Genomic DNA, 20,385 nt, shown 5'->3' on the forward strand with positions numbered 1-20,385 from the left:
TCCCCGCGTCGTGCCGCGCCCTCCCGCTGTCCCCGCGTCGTGCCGCACGCACCCGCCCGCTGCCCCCTCGTCGTGCCGCACCCCGACCGCACCGCTCGCCCACGCGCAACCGGTGCATAGGCTCCTCCCATGACGCCGCGCCTGAGCACCGTGATCCTGCCCGTCCGCCGCTGGTCGGAAGGGGGCCGCGACGAATGGACGCGCGCCGAGGAGCTGGGTTTCCACGCCGCGTACACCTACGACCACCTCTCCTGGCGAAGCTTCCGCGACGGCCCGTGGTTCGGCGCCCTCCCCACGCTCACGGCCGCCGCGACGGCCACCGCCCGCCTGCGCCTCGGCACCCTCGTCACCTCGCCCAACTTCCGCCACCCCGTCACCCTCGCCAAGGAGTTGATCTCGCTCGACGACATCTCGGCGGGGCGCGTCACGCTCGGCATCGGCGCAGGCGGGACCGGCTTCGACGCCACGGCGCTCGGCCAGGCGGCGTGGTCCGCACGGGAGCGCGCCGACCGCTTCACCGAGTTCGTCCCGCTGCTCGACCGCCTGCTCACAGAGGACGAGGTCACGCACGAGGGGTCCTTCTACTCGGCCCACGAGGCCCGGAACATCCCTGGCTGCGTCCAGCGCCCCCGCCTCCCCATCGCCGTCGCGGCGACCGGCCCGCGCGGCGTGCGCCTGGCAGCGAGGTACGGCCAGGCGTGGGTCACCACAGGCGACCCGAAGACCTTCGACGCCGGCCCCGAGGAATCCCTCGCCGCTGTCGCCGGCCAGGTGTCCCGGCTCCGGTCGGCCTGTGCCGAAGTCGGCCGCGACCCGGAGGAGTTGGGCAAGGTCCTGCTCACGGGGTTCACACCGGAGCGCGCCACGTTCCTCGACTCCCTCGACGCGTTCGTCGACTTCGCAGGGCGCCACGCCTCCCTCGGCTTCACCGAGATCGTCGTGCACGCCCCGATCCCCGACTCCCCCTTCGCGGCCGACCCAGCCGTCTTCGAACGCATCGCCACCGAGGCCCCGGCCCAACTCGCCTGACGACGCCGCCTCGCAGCGAGAAGCCACAGCCCTACCGCTCTCCGCAAGAGCGAGGCCCGCCAACGCGCCGTCTCGGCCGGCGCATTCGCAATGCGAGGAGCTCCGCCCGCCCCCTCCACCACGCGGACGGGCTCCCGCATCCAGCACCACCAAAACAGGCGCGGACGAGACGGGCGAGGGGAAGGGCACCACCGGAACGAAGCCGCACGGCTGCACACCGAAAGCCGGTACCGGCAGCGACCGGCCGAAGGCAAGGCTGCCCGGCACACGGGCGGCGTCGCACACCGGTAGCCGTCAAAGGCGCGCGCATGGCGGGAGAGCCGCCGACCCCACCGAGGGGGCAGGCGGGACGGCAGCCACACGCGCGCCCGCAGCAGTCAAAGGCACAACCACGACGCAAGCGCCCCCTCGGCCCTCACAGCCCCGGAGCGCCCCACACGGGAAACCAGCGCCCGAGGTCCTGCTCGATCGGCAGCTCTCCCGAGAGCAGCCCGCGGACCTGGAGCTCCAGCGGGTTGTCACGTCGCTCGGCGGCGCCGGGCATCGGCGCGAACGGGTAGAAGGTGCCGCGCTTGTAGAGGTAGACGAGGCCGAGCCCGCGCTCCCCGTCCTGCTCGTGGAAGCCGACGAGTGAGCAGAGGAGCTGCGGCCCGAACCCGGCGTCCGCGAGAAGCGTGTTGACGGCGTGCAGGTCGTTGACGAGTTCGGCGCTCTCCTCGGGGCCGTGGCGGGCGATGAGCCAGGTGTAGCCGTACTGGTCCTGGCTGAACTCGACGGGGATGCCGGTACCGCCCTCGCCCGCGTCGGCGTCGAGGAGCGCGCGGACCTCCTGCTGGAGCCGCGAGAACGCCCCGCCCTCGACGCTCGCGAAGCAGACGGCGCCGACCCCGGTGGGCGCGAACCCCGCGCCGGCCTGGAGCGTCACCGCGGCCGACGGGAGCGCGAAGAGCTGGTCGAGGTCGGGCCGGACGGGTTTGCTGCGTCCGAGGAGGGCGTCGAGGAAACCCACGCGTGCGTCACCTTCCGAGTTGGGCCGAGATCCGGCCGAGTTGGTCGAGCCGCTTTTCCAGCGGCGGGTGCGAGGAGAGCAGTGCCGCAAGGCTCTCACCGGAGAACGCGGGGACGAAGTAGAAGGCATTGAACGCCTCCTGCTGACGGAGGTCGCGCGTCGGGATGCGGGACATCTCTCCGCTGATCTTGGTCAGCGCGGAGGAGAGCGCCGAGGGCTTCCCGGTGAGGAGCGCGCCCGCGCGGTCGGCGGAGAGCTCCCGGTAGCGGGAGAGGAGACGGGTGAGGAGGAAGCTCAGCACGTAGACGAGAGCGCTGATCAGGGGGATGAGCAGCAGCAGGAGCTGCGCGCCGTTGTTGTTGTTGCTGCGTCCGGCCCGTCCGATGCCGGTCCACAGCGCCATGCGCGTCATGATCCCGGCGAGCACGCCGAGGAAGGAGGCGATCGTCATCACCGCGACGTCCCGGTGGGCGACGTGGGAGAGCTCGTGGGAGAGGACGCCTTCCAGCTCGTCGGGCTCCAGCCGGCGCATCAGGCCGGTGGTCGCGCAGACCATGGAGTTCTTCTGGTTGCGTCCTGTGGCGAAGGCGTTGGGCACGTCGGTCTCGGCGATGGCCACCCGCGGCTTGGGCATGTCGGCGAGCGCGCAGAGCCGGTCGACCGCTCCGTGGAGCTCCGGCGCCTGTTCCGGCGTGACCTCCTTGGCGCCCATGCTGAAGGCGGCGATCTTGTCGCTGAACCAGAACTGCGCGACGAAGACTCCGCCCGCGATGATCAGGACCAACGGCCAGGCCCTGCCGAGCGCAACGATCAGCACCCCCACGAAGACGACGTAGAGCAGCCCGATGAAGAACATCGTCGTCACCATGCGGCGGGTCAGTCCGTGGTCGGGTGCGTACCGTGTCCGGGCCATGGGCTCCTCGCAATCTCTCCGGAGCGGTCCCTTTCGATTCTCCCTCCGAACGGGAGGAACGCAGAGTGCGCCGGGACCGGTGTGAGAGTCGGCACATCGTCGCTGCTCAGCGGGGTCGTGCGGGTGCTGTGCGTGGGTGGTGGACGGGTCCGGGGCCTACGCGTCCGGTAGTGGCCGATTAGCCACTCTTGGCAACGCTCATTCGGGCGGCTTCTCGCACGCCTGTCCTGGAATATGCGCGATGATGGTCCTCGTGACTTCACTCCCGGAGCTGCCGGTTCCCCCGGCCACCAGCACGGCGCTTCCGCGCCTGATCGCGACCGACCTCGACGGCACGCTGCTCAGGGACGACAAGACGGTCTCTCCGCGGACCCTCAGCGCACTGGCGGCCGCCGAGGCCGCAGGGGTCGAGGTGTTCTTCGTCACCGGCCGCCCGGCCCGCTGGATGGACGTCGTCAGCGAGTACGTGCACGGGCACGGCTTGGCCATCTGCGCCAACGGTGCCGCCGTCGTCGACCTCCACCACGGCGCCCGCATTGTCGACGTGCGCCCTCTGGAGCGCCCCGACGCCCTCCGCACGGTGCGTGCGCTGCGGCTGGCGGCGCCCGGCGTGACCTTCGCCGTCGAGCAGTCGACGGGCATCCACTACGAGCCGGAGTACCCGCCCTTCCAGTTCGACCCGGGCGCCTCCTTCGCACCCGCGGAGGAGCTCCTCGCCGACGACCGCGCCGGCTTCACGATCGACCCCGTGCTGAAGCTCCTCGCCCACCACCCGGACCTCGACCCCGACGCCTTCCTCAAGCTCGGCCGCGAAGTAGCGGGTTCTTACGGGCAGTTCACCCGCTCCAGCCCCTCGGCGCTGCTGGAGATCAGCGGCAGGGGCGTGAGCAAGGCGAGCACGCTCGCCCGCTGCTGCGCGCGGCGCGGCATCCTCGCCGAAGAGGTCGCCGCCTTCGGCGACATGCCCAACGACCTGGAGATGCTCGACTGGGCCGGCACCTCCTACGCCATGGCCAACGCACACGCGGCCGTCCTGTCGTCGACGCGCTTCACCACCGTCTCCAACCAGGACGACGGGGTGGCCGCCGTCATCGAGTCCTACCTCGCGGCGTAGCCGTCACGACGACGCCGGAGGCGCCGTCCCCGGCGAGGGAGATCCGCGCGGACCCGGAGGCGGTTTCCGGGCACGCTGCCTCAGCGCACCGCCGGCTGACGCGGCGCGCACCCGGCCGTGCGCCACGCGTCCGCGGACTCCTCCCGCTCCAGCATCCGCGCGAACGGCCCGTCGGCGGCGGCGAGTTCGCGGTACGTGCCGCGCTGCACCGCGCGTCCGCCGTCGAGGACCACCACCTCGTCGACGGCGTCGAGACCGCGGAGCCTGTGGGTGATGAGGAGCGTGGTGCGGCCCTCGGTCGCGGTGAGGAGGTCGCGGGTGAGCGCGTCGGCCGTGGGCAGGTCGAGGTGCTCGGCGGGCTCGTCGAGGAGGAGCACGGGGAAGCCGGCGAGGAGCGCCCTGGCGAGCGCGACGCGCTGGCGCTGCCCGCCCGAGAGGCGGGTGCCGCGCTCGCCGACGAAGGTGTCGAGGCCGTGCGGCAGCGTCGCGACCCAGTCGTCGAGGCGTGCGGCCGAGAGCGCGGCGCGGAGTTCGGCGTCGGAACTCGCCGGGCGGGCGAGGAGGAGGTTCTCGCGCAGCGTCGAGTCGAAGAGGTGCGCGTCCTGAGCGCAGAGTCCCACGTACCGGCGCACGGTGTCCCCCGCGAGCCCTTCCCGTCCCAGCGCGGGGACGCCGCCGAGCGCGTAGCTGCCGTGCTCGGGGTCGAGGAAGCGGAGCAGCGCGTGGACGAGCGTCGTCTTGCCCGCTCCCGAGACGCCCACCACCGCGACCCTGCGGCCCTCGCCGAGTTCCAGGTCAAAGGAGTCGAGCGCGGCCCGCTCGGCTCCGGGGTAGCGGACGGTCAACTTCCGTACGGAGAGCGGGAAAGGGCGTGCGGGCGGCGCCGCGCTCCCCTCGTCGCGCACCGGCTCGGGGGCGTCGAGCACCTCTTGGACACGCTCCGCCGCCTGCTTGGTGCGCAACCGGTGCTGCACGGCGAGCGGGAGGTCCGTCACGGCCTCGAAGGCGGCGAGCGGGACGAGCACAACGGCGGCGAGCCAGATCCCGTCGAGCCTCCCGTCCGCCACGGCCGCGACCCCGACCCAGGCCGACGCGGCGACCGTCAACCCCGTGGTGAGCGACCCGAGTCCGGTGGCGAGCGCCGTCGCGGCGGCGGAACGTGCCGTGAGCCGGGTGAGCGCGGTGTCGGCGGTGCGCAGCCGGTTCAGCCGGCCCGGAAGGGCGCCGGCGACGGTGAGTTCGCCCGTGCCGGTGAGGACGTCGAGCGTACGCGTGGTGAGCGCACCGCGCGCCGGCGCGAGACGTTGCTCGACGCGCCGTGCGACGAGCGCGGTGAGCGCGGGCACGCCGACGCCCGCGACGAGCAGTCCCGCGGCGAGCACCGCCCCGGCCCCTGGCAGCAGCCACCAGGTGAACGCGGTGGCCCCCAGCGACACGAGCGTGGCGACGGCGGCCGGTTGCAGCCACCGCAGGAAGTAGTCCTGGAGCGCGTCGACGTCGGAGACGAGCCGCGAGAGCAGGTCGCCGCGGCGCGCGCGCCCGAGTCCGGCAGGCGCGAGCGTCGTCAGCCGCCGGAAGACGCCGACGCGCAGCCGCGCCAGCACCCGCAGCACCGCGTCGTGCGAGACGAGCCGCTCCGCGTACCGGAAGACCGCCCGTCCGATCCCGAACGCCCGCGTCGCCGTGACGGCGACCATCAGGTAGAGCACCGGCGGCTGTTGAAAGGCCCGCGAGATGAGCCACCCCGAGGTCGCCATCAGCCCGATCGCGCTCCCCAGCGCCAACGCCCCGAGCACCAGCGCGAGCCCCATGCGCCGGCGCTCGGGCAACCCGGCAGCGCGCACGCGCGCAAGCGCCGTACGCGCAACTCCCGGCGCACCCGTACCGGTTCGGGCGCCCGCCTCCCAGGGGTTCGCGCCTGCCCCGTCCGCCTCCTGAGCGACAGCACCGGCCTGACCGTCGCCCTCGCCGACGGTGGGAGTGCGGGGGCCGTGGGGCGCGCCGTGCCGTGCCTTCCGGCGCGCGTGCTCCGGCGCTTCTCCTATTTCCGGCGCGACGACACCCTCTCCGCCGCCCTTGTGGACGGTGGCGGTGCGGGGCTCGGCGGGTGCGCTGCCCCGCGCCCTTTCGCCCGCGTGCGCCCGCTCTTCGTCCGCTTCGGGGGCGACGATGTCGGCCCGGCCGCCGCCGTCATGGACGGTGGCGGTGTTCGGCTCGTCGGGTGCGCCGGCCCGCGCCCCCTCGCGCATGCGCTCCGGTTCTTCGTCCGCGCCAGGGAAGTCACCCCCGCCGGCGCGCGCCCCACCGACTGCGCCGCGCCCCACGCGCACGTCCCCCGGCTCACCCGGAACCGGCAGCCGCACCTCCGCGGGTGCGTTCGCGCGCGCACCGTCGGCCGCGCCGGCGTCCGTCAGCCGTACCACCCGGTCCGCGAGTGCCAGCAGCGCGGGCCGGTGTGCGACGAGCAGCACCGTCCGGCCCTCGGCGAGCTTGCGTACCGCTTCGACGACCGCGGCCTCCGTCTCGCCGTCGAGCGCTGCGGTGGGTTCGTCGAGGAGCAGGAGGGGACGGTCGGCGAGGAACGCCCTTGCCAGTGCGACGCGTTGGCGCTGCCCTGCCGAGAGTCCGGTGCCGTGCTCGCCGAGGAGCGTTCCCGGCGCCAGCTCGGCCGCCGCCGCGTCGCGGAGCGCGGACGCCACCTCCGCGTCCGTGGCGTCGGGACGGGCGAGACGGACGTTCTCCGCGACCGTGCCCGCGAAGAGCTGGGGCGCCTGCGGCACCCACGCGATCTGCGCGTGGAGGCTCCGTGCGTCGAAGCCCGCTGCGTCGCGCCCGTCGAGGAGTACCCGCCCGCGGTCCGGACGCACGAATCCCAGCACCGCGGCGAGCAGCGTCGACTTGCCGGCGCCCGAGGGCCCGACGAGCGCCACCCGCTCGCCCGGCGCGACCGAAAGCGTCGTCGGCGGGAGCGAGTCGGTGGCCCGCGCGTCCCTGCGGACCGCGGCTCCTTCGAGGGAGAGCGTGGCGCGACGCAGGTCGGGGGCGGCCTCGCGGCCGCCGGCCGCTGGTTCGGTCTCCAGGACGGCGAAGATCTCCTCCGCGGCGGAGAGCCCTTCGGCCGCCGCGTGGTAGCGCGCCCCCACCTGGCGCAGCGGAAGGTACGCCTCCGGTGCGAGGACCAGCACCATCAGCCCCGTCTCCAGGTCGAGTTCGCCGTTGACGAGGCGCATCCCGATGCTCACGGCGACGAGCGCGACCGACACCGTGGAGAGCAGCTCCAGCGCGAAGGAGGAGAGGAAGGCGAGCCGCAGCGTGCGCAGCGTCGCGCGCCGGTACCGGTCGGTGATCCGGCCGATCTTCTCCGTCTGCGCACCGGCGCGCCCGAAGATCCGCAGCGTCGGCAGGCCCTCGACGACGTCGAGGAAGTGGCCCGACAGTCGCGAGAGGAGCCGCCACTGGCGAGTGGTGTGCGCCTGCGTGGCCCAGCCGATGAGCGCCATGAAGACGGGGATGAGCGGCAGCGTCACGAGGATCACGCCGGCCGAGACCCAGTCGGCCGTGCCGATCCGCAACAGCACGGCGACGGGCACCACCACCGCGAGCGCGAGCTGCGGCAGGTACCGCGCGAAGTAGTCGTCGAGCGCGTCGATCCCGCGGGTGACGAGCGCCGAGAGCTCACCCGACCTGTGCCCCGCGAGCCACTCGGGTCCCAGCCGCGCCGCCCGCTCCACGAGCCGCAGCCGCAACTCCGACTTGACCGAGGCAGAACTCCGGTGCGCAGTCAGCTCGGTGAGCCACGAGACGAGCCCGCGCCCCACCGAGACGCCCGCGAGCCACAGTAGCGGCCCCCGCAGCTCGCCGACCCCGGCCCCGTCGACGAACGCCCCCACGACCACCTCGGCGATCAGCATCGCCTGGGCCACGACGAGGAGGGCGCCGCAGAGCCCGAGCAGCACCGAGCCGCCGAGGAAGCGGCGGGCGGCACGGGCGTGCCCGAGCAGCCGCGGATCGACGGGGCGCATGGTCCACCTCCGGTGTGTGCAGGGAGAGTTGGCGGGGGGTCAGTGCTCGCCTGCGGTCGAGAGCGAGTCGGTTCCGATGCGCTTGCGGAAGACCCAGTACGTCCACGCCTGGTAGGCGAGGACCACGGGCGTCGCCAGCGCGGCGCACCAGGTCATGATCTTCAGCGTGTACGGCGTGGACGACGCGTTCTCGGCCGTGAGGTTCCAGGCGGGGTCGAGCGAGGAGGGCATCACGTCCGGGTAGAGCGCGAGGAAGAGCATCGCGACGGAGGCGACGACGGCGACGCCCGAGAAGGAGAACGCCCACCCCTCCCGCCCGGCGAGGTTGCAGCCGAACGCGGCGGCCAGCCCCGCGACGGCGAGCACGAGCGCGAGGAGCGACCACCGGCCGCCCCCGTCGAGCTGCGTCCAGACGAGAAAGCCGCCGGCGGCGACCGCCGTCCCGAACGCCAGCCGGCTCGCGAGCCGCCGCGCCCGCGTGCGTATGTCGCCGAGGGTCTTGAGCGCGACGAACACGGCGCCGTGGAAGGTGAAGAGGAGCAGCGTCACCACCCCGCCGAGCAGCGGGTACGGGCCGAAGAGGTCGAGCACGTTGCCGACGTACTCCTTCTCCGCGTCGATCTGCACCCCGTGGACGATGTTGCCGAAGAGGACGCCCCACGCGAAGGCGGGCACGAGCGAGCACCAGAAGATCGCCCACTCCCACCTCCGCTGCCAGTACTCCTCCTCGCGCTTGGCCCGGTACTCGAACGCGACGCCGCGCACGATCAGGCACCCGAGGATCACCAGCAGCGGCAGGTAGAACCCGGAGAAGAGAGTGGCGTACCACTCGGGGAACGCCGCGAAGGTGGCGCCCGCCGCGGTGATCAGCCAGACCTCGTTCCCGTCCCAGACCGGCCCGATCGTGTTGATCAGGACGCGGCGCTCGGGCCGGTTCCGCGCCAGGAGCCGGGTGAGGACGCCGACACCGAAGTCGAACCCCTCGAGGAAGAAGTAGCCGATCCACAGGACGGCGATGAGTACGAACCAGACGTCATGCAGGTGCACCGCTGATCCCCTTCCGCTGCCGGGGCCGAGGCCGGCCCCGCAGACACGTCGGTACGAGCACGTCAGTAGGAGAAGGCCATGGGCTTGTCCGGGTCCCCGCCGATCTTCGTCGGCGGGTTCCGGTCGGCCTCGGTGAGTTCGGGCGGCCCTGCCTTGACGGCCTTGGCGAGGAGCTTCACCTCGATCACGGCGAGGATCGCGTAGAGGAGCGTGAATCCGATGAGCGAGGTGAGTACCTCGCCCTGGGAGACGCTCGGCGAGACGGCGGAGGCCGTGGGGAGCAGTCCGTAGACGGCCCAGGGCTGGCGGCCCGTCTCCGTGAAGATCCAGCCGAAGGAGTTGGCGATCAGCGGGAACCCGAGCGTGAGTACGGCGATCCGCCAGTACCAGCCGCTGAGCCCGGGGGAGAGCTCGGTGTCGCGGAGCAACGCTAGGCGCGGCACCTCCTCGGGCCCCGTGCGCAGCCGCTCGGAGAGCCAGAACCTGTTGCGGGTGAGGTAGAGGCCGACGAGGCCGACGCCGAAGGAGGCCATGCCGAACCCGATCATCGCCCTGAACCCCCAGTACGCGACGGGGATGTTGGGCCGGTAGTCGTCGAGCCCGATGGTGTCGCGGTACTTCTCCTGCAGCCTCTCGTTGGTGTCGTTGATGCCCGGCACCTCCTCGCTGAAGTTGTCGTGCGCGAGGAAGGAGAGAAGCCCGGGTATCTCGATGGCGACCTTGTTGTGCCCGGCCTCGACGTCGCCGTAGGCGAAGACGGAGAACGGTGCGGGCGCCTCGGTGTCCCAGAGCGCCTCGGCGGCCGCCATCTTCATCGGCTGCTGCTCGTACATGATCTTGCCGAGGCGGTCCCCGCTGACGACGGTGAGCAGCCCGCCGATCACCAGCGTGACGAGCCCGAGCCGCAGCGAGCTGCGCATCACCTCCACGTGCCGCCGCCGCAAAAGGTGCCAGGCGGCTATGCCGACCATGAAGGCGGCACCGGTGATCATCGCGGCCGTCATCGTGTGGAAGAACTGCGCGAGCGCCGTGTTCTGCGTCAACACCTGCCAGTAGTCGGTGAGTTCGGCACGCCCGCTCTCCTCGTTCATTCGATAGCCGACGGGGTGCTGCATCCAGGAGTTGGCGGCGAGGATGAAGTAAGCGGAGAGGACGGTGCCGATCGCGACGAGCCAGACGGTGGCGAGGTGGAGCCGCTGCGGCAGCTTGTCCCAACCGAAGATCCACAGCCCGATGAACGTCGACTCGAGGAAGAAGGCGATGAGCGCCTCGAAGGCGAGCGGGGCCCCGAAGACGTCGCCGACGAACCGCGAGTAGTCCGACCAGTTCAGCCCGAACTGGAACTCCTGGACGATGCCGGTGACGACGCCCATGGCGATGTTGATGAGGAAGAGCTTCCCCCAGAACTTCGTCGCCCTGAGGTACTTCTCCTTGCCGGTGCGCGCCCAGGCCGTCTGGAGGACGGCGGTGAGGGTGGAGAGCGAGATCGTCAGGGGGACGAAGAGGAAGTGGTAGACGGTGGTGATGCCGAACTGCCATCGCGCCAGGGTCTCCGGCGCCAGCGCTAGGTCCACGAGGCTCTCCTTAGATCGCGCCCTCCGGCTCCGTGCATCCGTCCGTATCGCCCTGGTTTCTGTGGGTGGTTGCGGGCTTGGCCACGGGGCTCGTGAATGCGTTCACATTCACAAGCAATTATGCACTCGGACCTAACGGACAAAGCCGTGGGGGTGGGTGAGGAGCGGGCAACCCGTCGGTTCTACCCTGAAAGTTTGGCCACGGGCCGTCCGGGCCCTCCGGAGCACGACGAGGCCCCCGTCCGCCGTTGCGCGAAGGGCGGACGGGGGCCTCGACGGCGGGGCGTCAGCCCCTGCGGAAGTCGGCGGCGGCCTTGAGGAAGAGGTCGTTCGCCTCGGTCTCCCCGATCGAGACCCGGACGCCCTCGCCCGCGAACGGCCGGACGACCACCCCCGCCTGCTCGCATCGCTCGGCGAACCCGGCGGTGCGTCCCCCCAGCCGCAGCCACACGAAGTTCGCCTGCGAAACGGGGAGTTGCCACCCCTGTCCCGCCAGCTCGTCCTGCACCCGCGCCCGCTCCGCGACGATCGCGTCGACCCGCTCCAGCAGCGCGTCCTCGCTCCCCAGCGAGGCTATGGCGGCGTCCTGTGCGAGCTGGCTCACACCGAAGGGCACGGCGGTCTTGCGGAGCGCGGCGGCGACGGGCTCGTGGGCGACGGCGAAGCCGACGCGGAGTCCGGCGAGTCCGTACGCCTTGGAGAAGGTGCGCAGCACGCAGACGTTGGGGCGGTCCCGGTAGAGCTCCAGGCCGTTCGGCACGCGCGGGTCCCGGACGAACTCGGTGTACGCCTCGTCGAGGACGACGAGGACCTCGGGCGGCACCCGGTCGAGGAAGCGCTCCAGTTCCTCGCGCGGGATCGCGTTGCCCGTGGGGTTGTTGGGGTTGCAGACGAGGATCATCCGGGTGCGGTCGCTGATCGCTGCGGCCATCGCGTCGAGGTCGTGGTCCTCTCCCGGGGCGAGCGGGACCTCCACGGGCGTCGCCCCCGAGACGCGGGTGATGATCGGGTACGCCTCGAACGAGCGCCAGGCGTAGATCACTTCGTCGCCGGGGCCCGAGGTCGACTGGAGGAGCTGCTGCGCGACTCCGACGGAGCCGGTGCCGGTGGCGACGTGGCTCGCCGGCACCCCGAACCGCTCGGCGAGGGCGGCCGTGAGCGCGGTGCACGCCATGTCGGGGTAGCGGTTGAGGACCTGCGCGGTCGAGGCGACGGACTCCAGGACGCCGGGGAGCGGAGGGTAGGGGTTCTCGTTCGAGGAGAGCTTGTACGAGACCGCCCCTCCCGCTGCCGGGCGCCCCGGCGTGTAGGCGGGGATGCCGTCGAGCGCGGCTCGGAGCTTGGGGTTGGTCTCGCTCACCAGGTCCTCCTGACCTCTGCGGCCCGGCGCGGTCCGGCTGCGGGGAGGGCCCTGTGGTGGGCGTCCGCCGGCTGCGGCTGCCGGAACCGTGTCCCGTGATGCCGTCGGTCGGATGCGCGGGTGCGCGCAGGACCGTACGCGGCGGGTCGCCGCGCGGCGGACCGCCGTCCGGGACTTCCCGGACGGTACCGACCGAACCATTACTCCTCACTCTAAGAGGAATGCCAAGGGGCGCGTACGCGGTATCGCGCAGCACACACGCGCTGACACGCGCTGGTGGCGGACGCGGTGGCGCGCATCCCCCGTGGGTGTGAGCGACCGGGAGGCGACGGGGGCGGTCTTTTTCGGTCTGCAGTGGCGTGCGCCACACGATCCCCGCAGGTGACGCGCGAACACCCGGTGTTCCAAGGTCGTTTGAGGGACCGGACTTGCAGAATCGTGCCGGCTCCCGGGGGTCGACAAGGCCGGTGCGGAGGGAGTTCGCGGGCCTACGATCGGGTCGCCATGACAGCAGCAGAGAAGCATCAGTCGAGCCGCGAACCAGGCGGCGCCGCCCGTCGGCCCCGCAGGGGCAGCCGGCTGAACGGCCGGGCCGGCATCCGGGATGTCGCCGCCGCGGCCGGCGTCTCCATCACCACTGTCTCCGACGCGCTCAACGGCAAGGGGCGCCTCCCCGACACCACGAGGCGCCACGTCCGGGAGGTCGCCGACCGCCTCGGGTACCGCCCCTCGGCGGCCGCGCGGACGCTGCGGACGGGCAAGTCGGGGCTGCTCGGCCTCACCGTCACGACCTACGGCGAAGAACCGTTCACCTTCACGGAGTTCGCCTACTTCGCCGAGATGGCGCGCTCCGCCACCTCGGCCGCGCTCGCCCGCGGCTACGCCCTCGTGATCCTCCCCGCCGCGTCCCGGCACAGCGCCTTCGACGTCTGGTCGAGCGTCGCGCTCGACGGCACCGTCGTCATCGACCCCTCGGACGAGGACCCGGTCGTCGCCGACCTCGTCCGCTCGGGCCTGCCCGTCGTCTCCGACGGCCGGCCCTCGGGCAGCCTCCCCGTCACCGCCTGGGTGGACAACGACCACGAGGACGCCGTGCGCGGCCTCCTCGACCACCTCGCCGAGGGCGGCGCCCGCCGCATCGGCCTGCTCACCGGCACGGGCACCGACGCCTACACCCGGCTCTCCACCTCCGCCTACCTCGACTGGTGCTCCCGCACAGGACAGGACCCGGTCTACGAGAGCTACCCCGCGCACGACCCCTGCGCCGGCGCCGTCGCCGCCGACCGGCTGCTCGCCAGGCCCGACCGTCCGGACGCCGTCTACGGCCTCTACGACCCGAACGGCACCGACCTCCTCGCCGCCGCACGGCGCTACCGGCTGCGCGTCCCCGAGGACCTGCTCCTCGTCTGCTGCAGCGAGTCCACCGTCTACGCCACCACCGAACCGCCCGTGACGACGCTGTCGTTGAAGCCGCGCCGGATCGGCAACACCGTCGTCCAACTCCTCATCGACGCCATCGAAGGGGTGCAGAAGGAGAGCCCCGTGCACCAGGTGATGCCGACCGACCTCATCGTGCGCACCTCCTCGCGCCGCCCCCGCGGGGGCCGTCGCGGCGTCGTCGCACCCCGCGGACCCGTGCAGGGTTGAGCCCGCGGCCCGGGGCGGGTGGCGCGACGCATCCCGCGCGATGCGCGTACTGTTGCCGCACACCCGGGGTACGAGCGGGGAGGAAACCGGCGGAAGGCGCGAGGTACCGCCCCCGCGCACCGAATCCCACCCCCCAGGTGCGTCACAAGGTGCGAGCGGCATTCCTATGATGGGCGAACGACACCGGGACGGGCTCCCGACCAGGGCCGGTCCAGCAGGTGCACGGCGGCGCGATGGTGGAGGGGTCGATGACTCAGGGGGCCGGTCAGGGACCCGACGTTTGGCACGGCGGGGCGCAGGCGCAGGACGGCGACACCGGCGGTCGGTCTTCGGTCGGCAACGCCGACCGTCAGCCTCCGTCCGCGCAGCCGCCTGCCCCCGCGCAGCCGGTGCCGCCGCTCCCGCAGGCCGTACCGCCGCCTCCCCCGCCGCCCGCCGTGCAGCCGCCGGTCCAGGCGCAGCAGTTGCCCGGCACCCCCGCGCCCGTGCCGTCGCCGGCGGCCGTTCCCCAGCCGGGCGAAGGCGCCCCTGCCGAGGAGTACACCCCGACGCAGCGCGACCTCCCCGTCGTCGGCGGGGAAGCCGAGCCGTACGACCCCGCGCGGACCGACGCCCCGACGCCCGCGGGCGAGAACGACGGGGAGGGCCCGCTCTACGTCGTCGGCGATGTCCACGGTTACCTCGCGGAGTTGCGTGCCGCGCTCCAGTCGGCCGGGATCACCGACGCGGACGACCACTGGATCGGGGGGAACGCCCGGCTGTGGTTCTTGGGCGACTTCACCGACCGGGGACCCGACGGCGTCGGCGTCATCGAGCTCGTCATCCAGCTTTCCGCCGAGGCCGCCGCCGCCGGCGGGTACTGCAAGGCGCTGATGGGCAACCACGAGCTGCTCCTGCTCGGCGCCAAGCGGTTCGGCGAGACGCCCGTCAATTCCGGTGCGGGGACCGCGTCGTTCCAGGCCGCCTGGTTGCTCAACGGCGGCCAGCGGAACGACATGGAGCGCCTGGAGGAGCGCCACATCCAGTGGATGTCCCGCCTCGACGCGGTCGCCCTCGCCGACGGGCACCTCCTCGTCCACTCCGACGCCTCCTGCTACCTCGACTACGGCCGCACGATCGAGGACGTCAACGACGCCGTCCACCAGGCGCTCCAGCGCCAGGACGCCGACGAGACCTGGGAGCTGTTCCGCAAGTTCACCAAGCGCTTCGCGTTCCGCGAGGAGGGCGCGGGTCCGCGGGCGGCGCGCGAGATGCTCGACACCTACGGCGGCACCCGCATCGTCCACGGGCACAGCCCGATCCCGTACCTCCTCGGCGAGGTCGGCAGCGAGGAGGACGAGGAGGCTCCCGAGGTCAACGGGCCGCACGTCTACGCGGAGGGCCTCGCCGTCGCGATGGACGGCGGCGTCACCATGCGCGGCCGACTGCTCATCGCCCAACTTCCGCTCGTGCACACGTAGTTGCCGCCCGGCTCCGGGACCCGGACCGGCGGTGGCCGGCACGTTTCGGTCGCCTGTTCGCCGTGCGGCGGTGACGGTTCGTACGGGCGCAGATGGGAAGACGATCGACGGGAGTGCGGGCAGGGGAGGAGTGAGCCGAGTCCCGTGCGCGGTGAGGCGAATTCCTGAAACTCTCTGTCACTGCTGACCGAACCCCGTCTACCATCGTTTTCGCCGTACCGCGTTCTCCTGCCGCACCGCCTTCTCCCGCCGAGAAGGCCAACCGCCGCCCTCCGGAGCCGATCCGGAGGCGCCCTCCCGGTCGTCTTGGCCCTACGGAGCATCGGGGGATGTACATGAACAGCGCTCCGCACCTGCTGCGCGAGGACCGACCCGAGTTCGAGCGGATTCTTGACGAGGCGCTGCGCACGGCGCCCCACGGACCCGAGCCCGCGGCGGGGGCGAGTCGCCCCACTGCGGAGCAGCTCCGTGCCACGGCGATGGGCGCGGTCGCGGCGATAGCCGCGTGCGCGGCCGAGGAGTACCAGCAATTCGTGCGTCTGCGCGAGGAGTTGAGAGCCGACGCGGAGGCGCGCTACGAGCCCCCCGTGCGGCGGCCGACGGCGCAGGGCGCGGGCCTGGCGGCCGTCGTCTCGGCGCTGGCGCCCGTCCTCGCAGGGGTGGCCGCGGTGATCTTCCTGCTCCTCGGGTACACCCTGCGCCTCCTGACGCCCGAGCCCGGGCTGGCGGCGCCGATGCGCTCCGTCGGCTGGGTCTTCGCCGTCCTCGCGGCTGCGGGCGGGCTCGTCGGAATGACGACGATGCTGCTCATGGCGCACCGCAACGGCGGCGCACCCGGGAGGCGTTCGGCTCCGCTGGCCGAGGAGGTCGAGCGCGCGCGCCAGGTCTGGTCCGAGGCGCTGCTGGAGCGCGGCATACTCCCCTTCCTCGACGAGAGCGTCGCCGCCCGCGGTACCGGAGCGGAGGCGCCCGCCTCCCGGACCCGCGCACCGAGCGAGCCGCGCACGGCCCGACTCGGCTACTCGGGCCCCTCGTTCGCCAACCCGGACTTCTCCAGCAGCCCGGCGACGGAGTCGGCGGAAGGCGAGGAACGGTCGGCGGGCCCGCGGTTCTCCAGCCCCGACTTCTCCAGCCCGGAGTACGGCGGACCGGAGAACCCGTAGGTCCAGCGGTGCGCGGCGGGCGCGTACGGGAGCCGTCAGGGTCGCGTTGGCGTCAACTACCGGCGTGCGCCGCGGCGTCGAGCGCCTGGCGGAAGTCGGCGACGAGGTCCTCCGCGTCCTCGACCCCGCAGGAGACGCGGACGAACCCCTCGGGCACGGCGTCCCCGCCCCACCTGCCGCGGCGCTCCGCGGTGGAGCGCACCCCGCCGAAGCTGGTCGCCTGGCTCGTCAGCCGCAGCCCGGAGAGGAAGCGGTCGGCGAAGGCCCGGTCCGGCAGCGTAAAGGAGACGACGCAGCCGAAGCGTTCCATCTGCGCTGCGGCGAGCCGGTGTGCCGGGTCCTCGCTGCGACCGGGGTGGCGGACGTCGCGGACCTCGGGGCGGGCGGCGAGGGCCTCTGCGAGGGCGAGGGCGTTGTCGGCCTGGCGGGCGGTGCGTACGTCGAGCGTGGCGAGGGAGCGGTGCGCGAGCCACGCCTCCATCGGTCCTGGGATGGCACCGACGATCTTCCGCCAGTGCCGGACGCGGTCGGCGAGCGCGGCGTCGCGGCAGGCGACGTAGCCGAGCAGGACGTCCCCGTGGCCGGTGAGGGCCTTGGTGCCGCTGGCGACCGCGAGGTCGGCGCCGAGCGCGAGCGGGCGCTGGCCGAGCGGCGTGGCGAGGGTGTTGTCGACGGCGACGAGCGCGCCCCTGCGGTGCGCCTCGGCGGCGAGTTCGCGGATGTCGCAGACGTCGAGGCCGGGGTTGGAGGGACTCTCGATCCACAGCAGCCGGGCGCCGTCGAGGAGTTGGCGCTGGGCGCCGTCCGCCGTGGGGGCCCTCCGCACGTCGATGCCGAGTGCTTCGAGGCGTTCGGCCACGGCGTTGAGCAGGTTGTAGCCGTCGGACGGGAGGACCACGGCGTCGCCCGGCGAGAGCAGCGAGAAGAGGGCGGCCGAGATGGCGCCCATGCCGGACGAGAAGACGGTGGTGCGGACCTGGTCGTCGCCGGGCGACTCCAGGGCGCCGATCGCCTCCTCGAGGGCCGACCAGGTGGGGTTGGCGTCGCGCCCGTAGGCGTAGGGGGCGTCCGCGACGTCTCCGGGGAGGTGGTAGTGCGCGGCGAAGACGGGGCCCGGCAGCGGCGGCGCGTACGGCTCCTCCTCGGGGAGTCCGGCGCGCACGACGCGGGTGCCGGAGGCGTCCCGCTCTTCCGTACGGCCTCCGGGGGCGCCGGAGTCGCTGTTCATGGTGGCTCCCCGGTGAGCGTGCGGGTGCGGTGGCTGGTCGGTGGACACGGTAACCGGAACCGGAAGTTCAGTCCCGGTCGGGGAGGAGCATGTTCAGCGCCCAGGAGACGAGCGAGATGATGAGGCCGCCGAGGACCGCGGTGAAGAACCCGTCGACGTGGAAGCTGAGGTCGAGCTTGCCGGCGATCCAGGAGGTGAGCAGCAGCATCAGCGCGTTGATGACGAGCGTGAACAGCCCGAGCGTCAGGATCAGCACCGGCAGGGAGAAGAGCTTGACCACCGGCTTGACCAGGAAGTTGACCACGCCGAAGATCAGTGCGACCAGGATGAGCGTGAGCGTCTTCCGGCCCGTACCGCCGCCCTGGAGGGAGATGTCGCTCAGCAGCATGGTGGCAACCGCGAGCGCGGCGGCGTTGGCGAGCGTCTTGATGAGGAAGTTGGTCATGGTCGGATGGTTGCAGAAGACGACGGACGAAATCCAAGGAGAGCCGGTGGCGGTGAGGGCTGAGTGAAGTCCTTTCGGTTGGAGGAGCTCGAGGCGGAGCGCGCCGCGGGCGGCGGCGCGTACCTGCGTTTCCTCCACGAGCGGAACATGTCCGTCGGGCTCTACGCCCTTGACGCGGGCGAGCCGGACCCGCAGCAGCCGCACCGGCAGGACGAGGTCTACTTCGTCGCCAGTGGCCGCGCGTCGGTGACCGTCGGAGAGGAGACGACGCACGTGGCGAGGGGCAGCGTGGTCTACGTACCGGCCGGGGTGGCGCACAAGTTCCACCACATCTCGGAAGATCTGCGGGTGCTCGTCGTCTTCTCCCCGCCCGAGGGCTGAGGCCGGTGAAGCGGCGTCTCAGGGTCGGCGTCGGGGATGGTTCAGGGGAGGACCGGGGACGACTGGCCTCCCGCCGGGCGGGTCCGCCGCCTAGCATCGGGGGCAGCGGTCGTGTAGCGGGCGACGCGCGGGCAGCGGTCGACGGACGGGCCGTTGGGGCAGGACGAAGAGGCGGGGCCCGGCTTGCAGGGCCGGAAACGGAGTATGGGCATGGATGCGAAAGGCTTTTTCGAAGGGCTGCCCTGGTGGGTGAAGTGGGTCGTGATCCCCGTGGTCGCGCTCGCCCTCTTCGGCGGCCTGATCGCGAGCGTCATCGGCTTCCTCGTCGGGGTGCTCTTCAAGGTGCTGCTTTTTGTGCTGATCGTCGGCGCCGTCATCTTCCTTGTGCGGAAGTTCACTTCGGCTTCCTCCTCCTCCCGCGGGGACTGGTGAGCCCACCCGCGCGCCTGCCCGGGGCCTGCTGAGCCCCGGGCACGTGTGTGCCGGGCTGCGGCTCGGCGGGCGCGGACGGGTCGGTGAACGCGCCCTGCGTGTACGGGGCCTGCTCCGGCGCGAGCGGCGCGCGGGCCGCCGGAGGCCGCCCCTGGGCCCCCGCCGGCCCCTTGCCGCGGTCGGCGGAGACGACGAGCGCCGCGAGCAGCGTCGTCACCGGGACCGAGGCGACGAGCCCGATGGAGCCGACGAGCGTGCGGACGATCTCCTCGGCGACGACCTCGCTCGTCGCCACCGTCGAGATGCCGCTGTCCGCGATCGAGAAGAGCAGCAGCAGCGGCAGCGAGGCGCCCGCGTACGCCAGCACCAACGTGTTGACGACGGAGGCGATGTGGTCGCGCCCGATCCGCATCGCCGAGCGGTAGATCTGCCGCCAGCCCGCCCCGGGATCGGCCTCCTTGAGCTCCCAGACGGCCGAGGTCTGCGTCACGGTGACGTCGTCGAGGACGCCGAGCGAGCCGATGAGCACCCCGGCGAGGAGCAGCCCCTGGATCTCGATGCCGGGGTAGAGGCCGTGTACGAGGCTCGTCTGGTCGTCGGTGTTGCCCGTGAGGCGGGCCCAGCCGATGAAGAGCGAGCCGAGCAGCCCGATGAGGAGGAGCGAGACCAGCGTCCCCAGCACCGCGACCGAGGTGCGCGCCGAGAGTCCGTGGCACAGATAGAGCGTCGCGAGCATGATCGCGCTTCCGCCGACGACGGCGACGACGAGCGGGTTGGAGCCCTGGAGTATCGCCGGCAGGATGAAGAGCGTCAGCACCGCGAAGCTGATCACCAGGCCGACGAGCGCGAGCGCCCCGCGCAGCCGCCCCACGAGCACCACCACGGCGGCGAAGACGAGTCCGAGCAGCCACAGCGGCACGTCACGCTGGCTGTCGATCACGCTGTAACGCAACTGCGGCGGTGCCTTCTCGGCGTACGCGGCGACGACCTGCTGGCCGACGGAGAGGGTACGTGTCGCGTCCGGCGTCACCACCTCCGTGAAGGTGTGCCCTGCGTTCTCGCCCTCGGTGATCTCGACGGTGGCCTTCTGGCACGTGGCGTCCGAGGTGTCCGCACCCGGCGCGGGCCCGCTCCCGGTGCCGGCTCCGCCGCCGCCGGTCTCCGGCTGGGTGGGCTGCGCGTTGACGTCCTCGCAGTCGACCTCGGCGACCTTCACCACCTTCGCGGCCACCGTGGGCCGGTCCATCCCGACGCCCTCGGAGCCCGAGTGCTCGGGGGCGCCTCCCGGCCACAAGGCGACGAGTCCCGCCGCGACGAGGAGCGCGAAGGGGATCAGCACCGCGGCGATCACCTTGCGCAGGTGCCGCGAGACCGGTGCGGCGGGGCCGTGCGCGTGTGCGTGCGAGTGGCCGTGCGGGGCCTCGGGGGAGTCCGGTTGTCGGCCGTCGTGGGGTACCTCTGGCGTCGGGGTCACCGGCCGATCATCGCAAGAGCGCCCGAGTGCGGTCTGTTCAGGCTGCGCGGTGTGCCGCTAGCGTGGTGCGCGGTTCGGGCCTCGGCC

At 72.6% G+C, this 20,385-nt stretch carries 16 protein-coding genes; 7 read left to right on the top strand and 9 right to left on the bottom strand.

Going from position 1 to position 20,385, the window contains the following annotated elements:
* Window positions 1-129 precede the first annotated feature (129 nt).
* Window positions 130-1,029: an LLM class flavin-dependent oxidoreductase gene (locus tag UWG_RS0106095; RefSeq protein WP_016906315.1), complete on the top strand. Its 900-nt coding sequence runs from the start codon at window positions 130-132 to the stop codon at window positions 1,027-1,029.
* Between the two features lie 415 nt (window positions 1,030-1,444).
* On the opposite strand, the gene pspAB is transcribed toward UWG_RS0106095, so the two are convergent.
* Window positions 1,445-2,038: a PspA-associated protein PspAB gene (gene pspAB / locus UWG_RS0106100; RefSeq protein WP_016906316.1), complete on the bottom strand. Its 594-nt coding sequence runs from the start codon at window positions 2,036-2,038 to the stop codon at window positions 1,445-1,447.
* 7 nt (window positions 2,039-2,045) lie between these two features.
* On the bottom strand, window positions 2,046-2,951 hold the full coding sequence (gene htpX / locus UWG_RS0106105) for a zinc metalloprotease HtpX (RefSeq protein WP_016906317.1): 906 nt from the start codon (window positions 2,949-2,951) through the stop codon (window positions 2,046-2,048).
* A 241-nt stretch (window positions 2,952-3,192) separates the two neighbouring features.
* Here htpX and UWG_RS0106110 point away from each other — a divergent pair, with 241 nt between their 5' ends.
* Window positions 3,193-4,065, top strand: a complete 873-nt coding sequence (locus tag UWG_RS0106110) for an HAD hydrolase family protein (protein WP_016906318.1) — start codon at window positions 3,193-3,195, stop codon at window positions 4,063-4,065.
* Between the two features lie 80 nt (window positions 4,066-4,145).
* Here the strand turns inward: UWG_RS0106110 and cydD are convergent, their stop codons facing one another.
* The 4 genes from cydD to hisC all read right to left on the bottom strand — a co-directional run bounded on the left by cydD (window position 4,146) and on the right by hisC (window position 12,068).
* A complete protein-coding gene (cydD, locus tag UWG_RS0106115; protein ID WP_016906319.1) occupies window positions 4,146-8,087 on the bottom strand; it encodes a thiol reductant ABC exporter subunit CydD in 3,942 nt (1,313 codons plus the stop codon).
* Window positions 8,088-8,126: 39 nt separating this feature from the next.
* Window positions 8,127-9,134 (bottom strand): cytochrome d ubiquinol oxidase subunit II, encoded by a 1,008-nt coding sequence (cydB, locus tag UWG_RS0106120; protein WP_016906320.1) that lies wholly within the window; start codon window positions 9,132-9,134, stop codon window positions 8,127-8,129.
* Window positions 9,135-9,196: 62 nt separating this feature from the next.
* Entirely contained in the window at window positions 9,197-10,708 is a 1,512-nt protein-coding gene (locus UWG_RS0106125; RefSeq protein ID WP_016906321.1) for a cytochrome ubiquinol oxidase subunit I, read from the bottom strand.
* A gap of 286 nt (window positions 10,709-10,994) precedes the next feature.
* Window positions 10,995-12,068: a histidinol-phosphate transaminase gene (hisC, locus tag UWG_RS0106130; protein WP_016906322.1), complete on the bottom strand. Its 1,074-nt coding sequence runs from the start codon at window positions 12,066-12,068 to the stop codon at window positions 10,995-10,997.
* Window positions 12,069-12,572: 504 nt separating this feature from the next.
* Here hisC and UWG_RS0106135 point away from each other — a divergent pair.
* From UWG_RS0106135 to UWG_RS0106145, 3 genes are all read left to right on the top strand, one after another.
* Window positions 12,573-13,715 (top strand): LacI family DNA-binding transcriptional regulator, encoded by a 1,143-nt coding sequence (locus UWG_RS0106135; RefSeq protein ID WP_016906323.1) that lies wholly within the window; start codon window positions 12,573-12,575, stop codon window positions 13,713-13,715.
* 233 nt (window positions 13,716-13,948) lie between these two features.
* Window positions 13,949-15,175, top strand: coding sequence for a metallophosphoesterase (locus UWG_RS0106140; RefSeq protein ID WP_016906324.1), 1,227 nt, complete (start codon window positions 13,949-13,951; stop codon window positions 15,173-15,175).
* Window positions 15,176-15,504: 329 nt separating this feature from the next.
* Window positions 15,505-16,338 carry a hypothetical protein gene (locus UWG_RS0106145; RefSeq protein ID WP_016906325.1) on the top strand — a complete coding sequence of 278 codons (834 nt, stop codon included), beginning with the start codon at window positions 15,505-15,507 and terminating at the stop codon, window positions 16,336-16,338.
* A 52-nt stretch (window positions 16,339-16,390) separates the two neighbouring features.
* Here the strand turns inward: UWG_RS0106145 and UWG_RS0106150 are convergent, their stop codons facing one another.
* Both UWG_RS0106150 and UWG_RS0106155 read right to left on the bottom strand, forming a co-directional pair.
* Window positions 16,391-17,566 (bottom strand): cystathionine gamma-lyase, encoded by a 1,176-nt coding sequence (locus tag UWG_RS0106150; RefSeq protein WP_016906326.1) that lies wholly within the window; start codon window positions 17,564-17,566, stop codon window positions 16,391-16,393.
* Between the two features lie 67 nt (window positions 17,567-17,633).
* Window positions 17,634-18,011 carry a phage holin family protein gene (locus UWG_RS0106155; RefSeq protein WP_029391210.1) on the bottom strand — a complete coding sequence of 126 codons (378 nt, stop codon included), beginning with the start codon at window positions 18,009-18,011 and terminating at the stop codon, window positions 17,634-17,636.
* A gap of 63 nt (window positions 18,012-18,074) precedes the next feature.
* Here UWG_RS0106155 and UWG_RS0106160 point away from each other — a divergent pair, with 63 nt between their 5' ends.
* Together UWG_RS0106160 and UWG_RS0106165 are read left to right on the top strand one after the other, a co-directional pair.
* On the top strand, window positions 18,075-18,392 hold the full coding sequence (locus UWG_RS0106160; protein WP_029391211.1) for a cupin domain-containing protein: 318 nt from the start codon (window positions 18,075-18,077) through the stop codon (window positions 18,390-18,392).
* Between the two features lie 210 nt (window positions 18,393-18,602).
* Window positions 18,603-18,824 carry a DUF5326 family protein gene (locus UWG_RS0106165; protein WP_016906329.1) on the top strand — a complete coding sequence of 74 codons (222 nt, stop codon included), beginning with the start codon at window positions 18,603-18,605 and terminating at the stop codon, window positions 18,822-18,824.
* On the opposite strand, the gene UWG_RS0106170 is transcribed toward UWG_RS0106165, so the two are convergent.
* Window positions 18,787-20,298 (bottom strand): YibE/F family protein, encoded by a 1,512-nt coding sequence (locus UWG_RS0106170; RefSeq protein ID WP_029391212.1) that lies wholly within the window; start codon window positions 20,296-20,298, stop codon window positions 18,787-18,789. The two genes, UWG_RS0106165 and UWG_RS0106170, sit on opposite strands and share 38 nt — an antisense overlap.
* Window positions 20,299-20,385 lie beyond the last annotated feature (87 nt).

Source organism: Streptomyces xiaopingdaonensis, assembly GCF_000262345.1.
Taxonomy (GTDB): domain Bacteria; phylum Actinomycetota; class Actinomycetes; order Streptomycetales; family Streptomycetaceae; genus Streptomyces; species Streptomyces xiaopingdaonensis.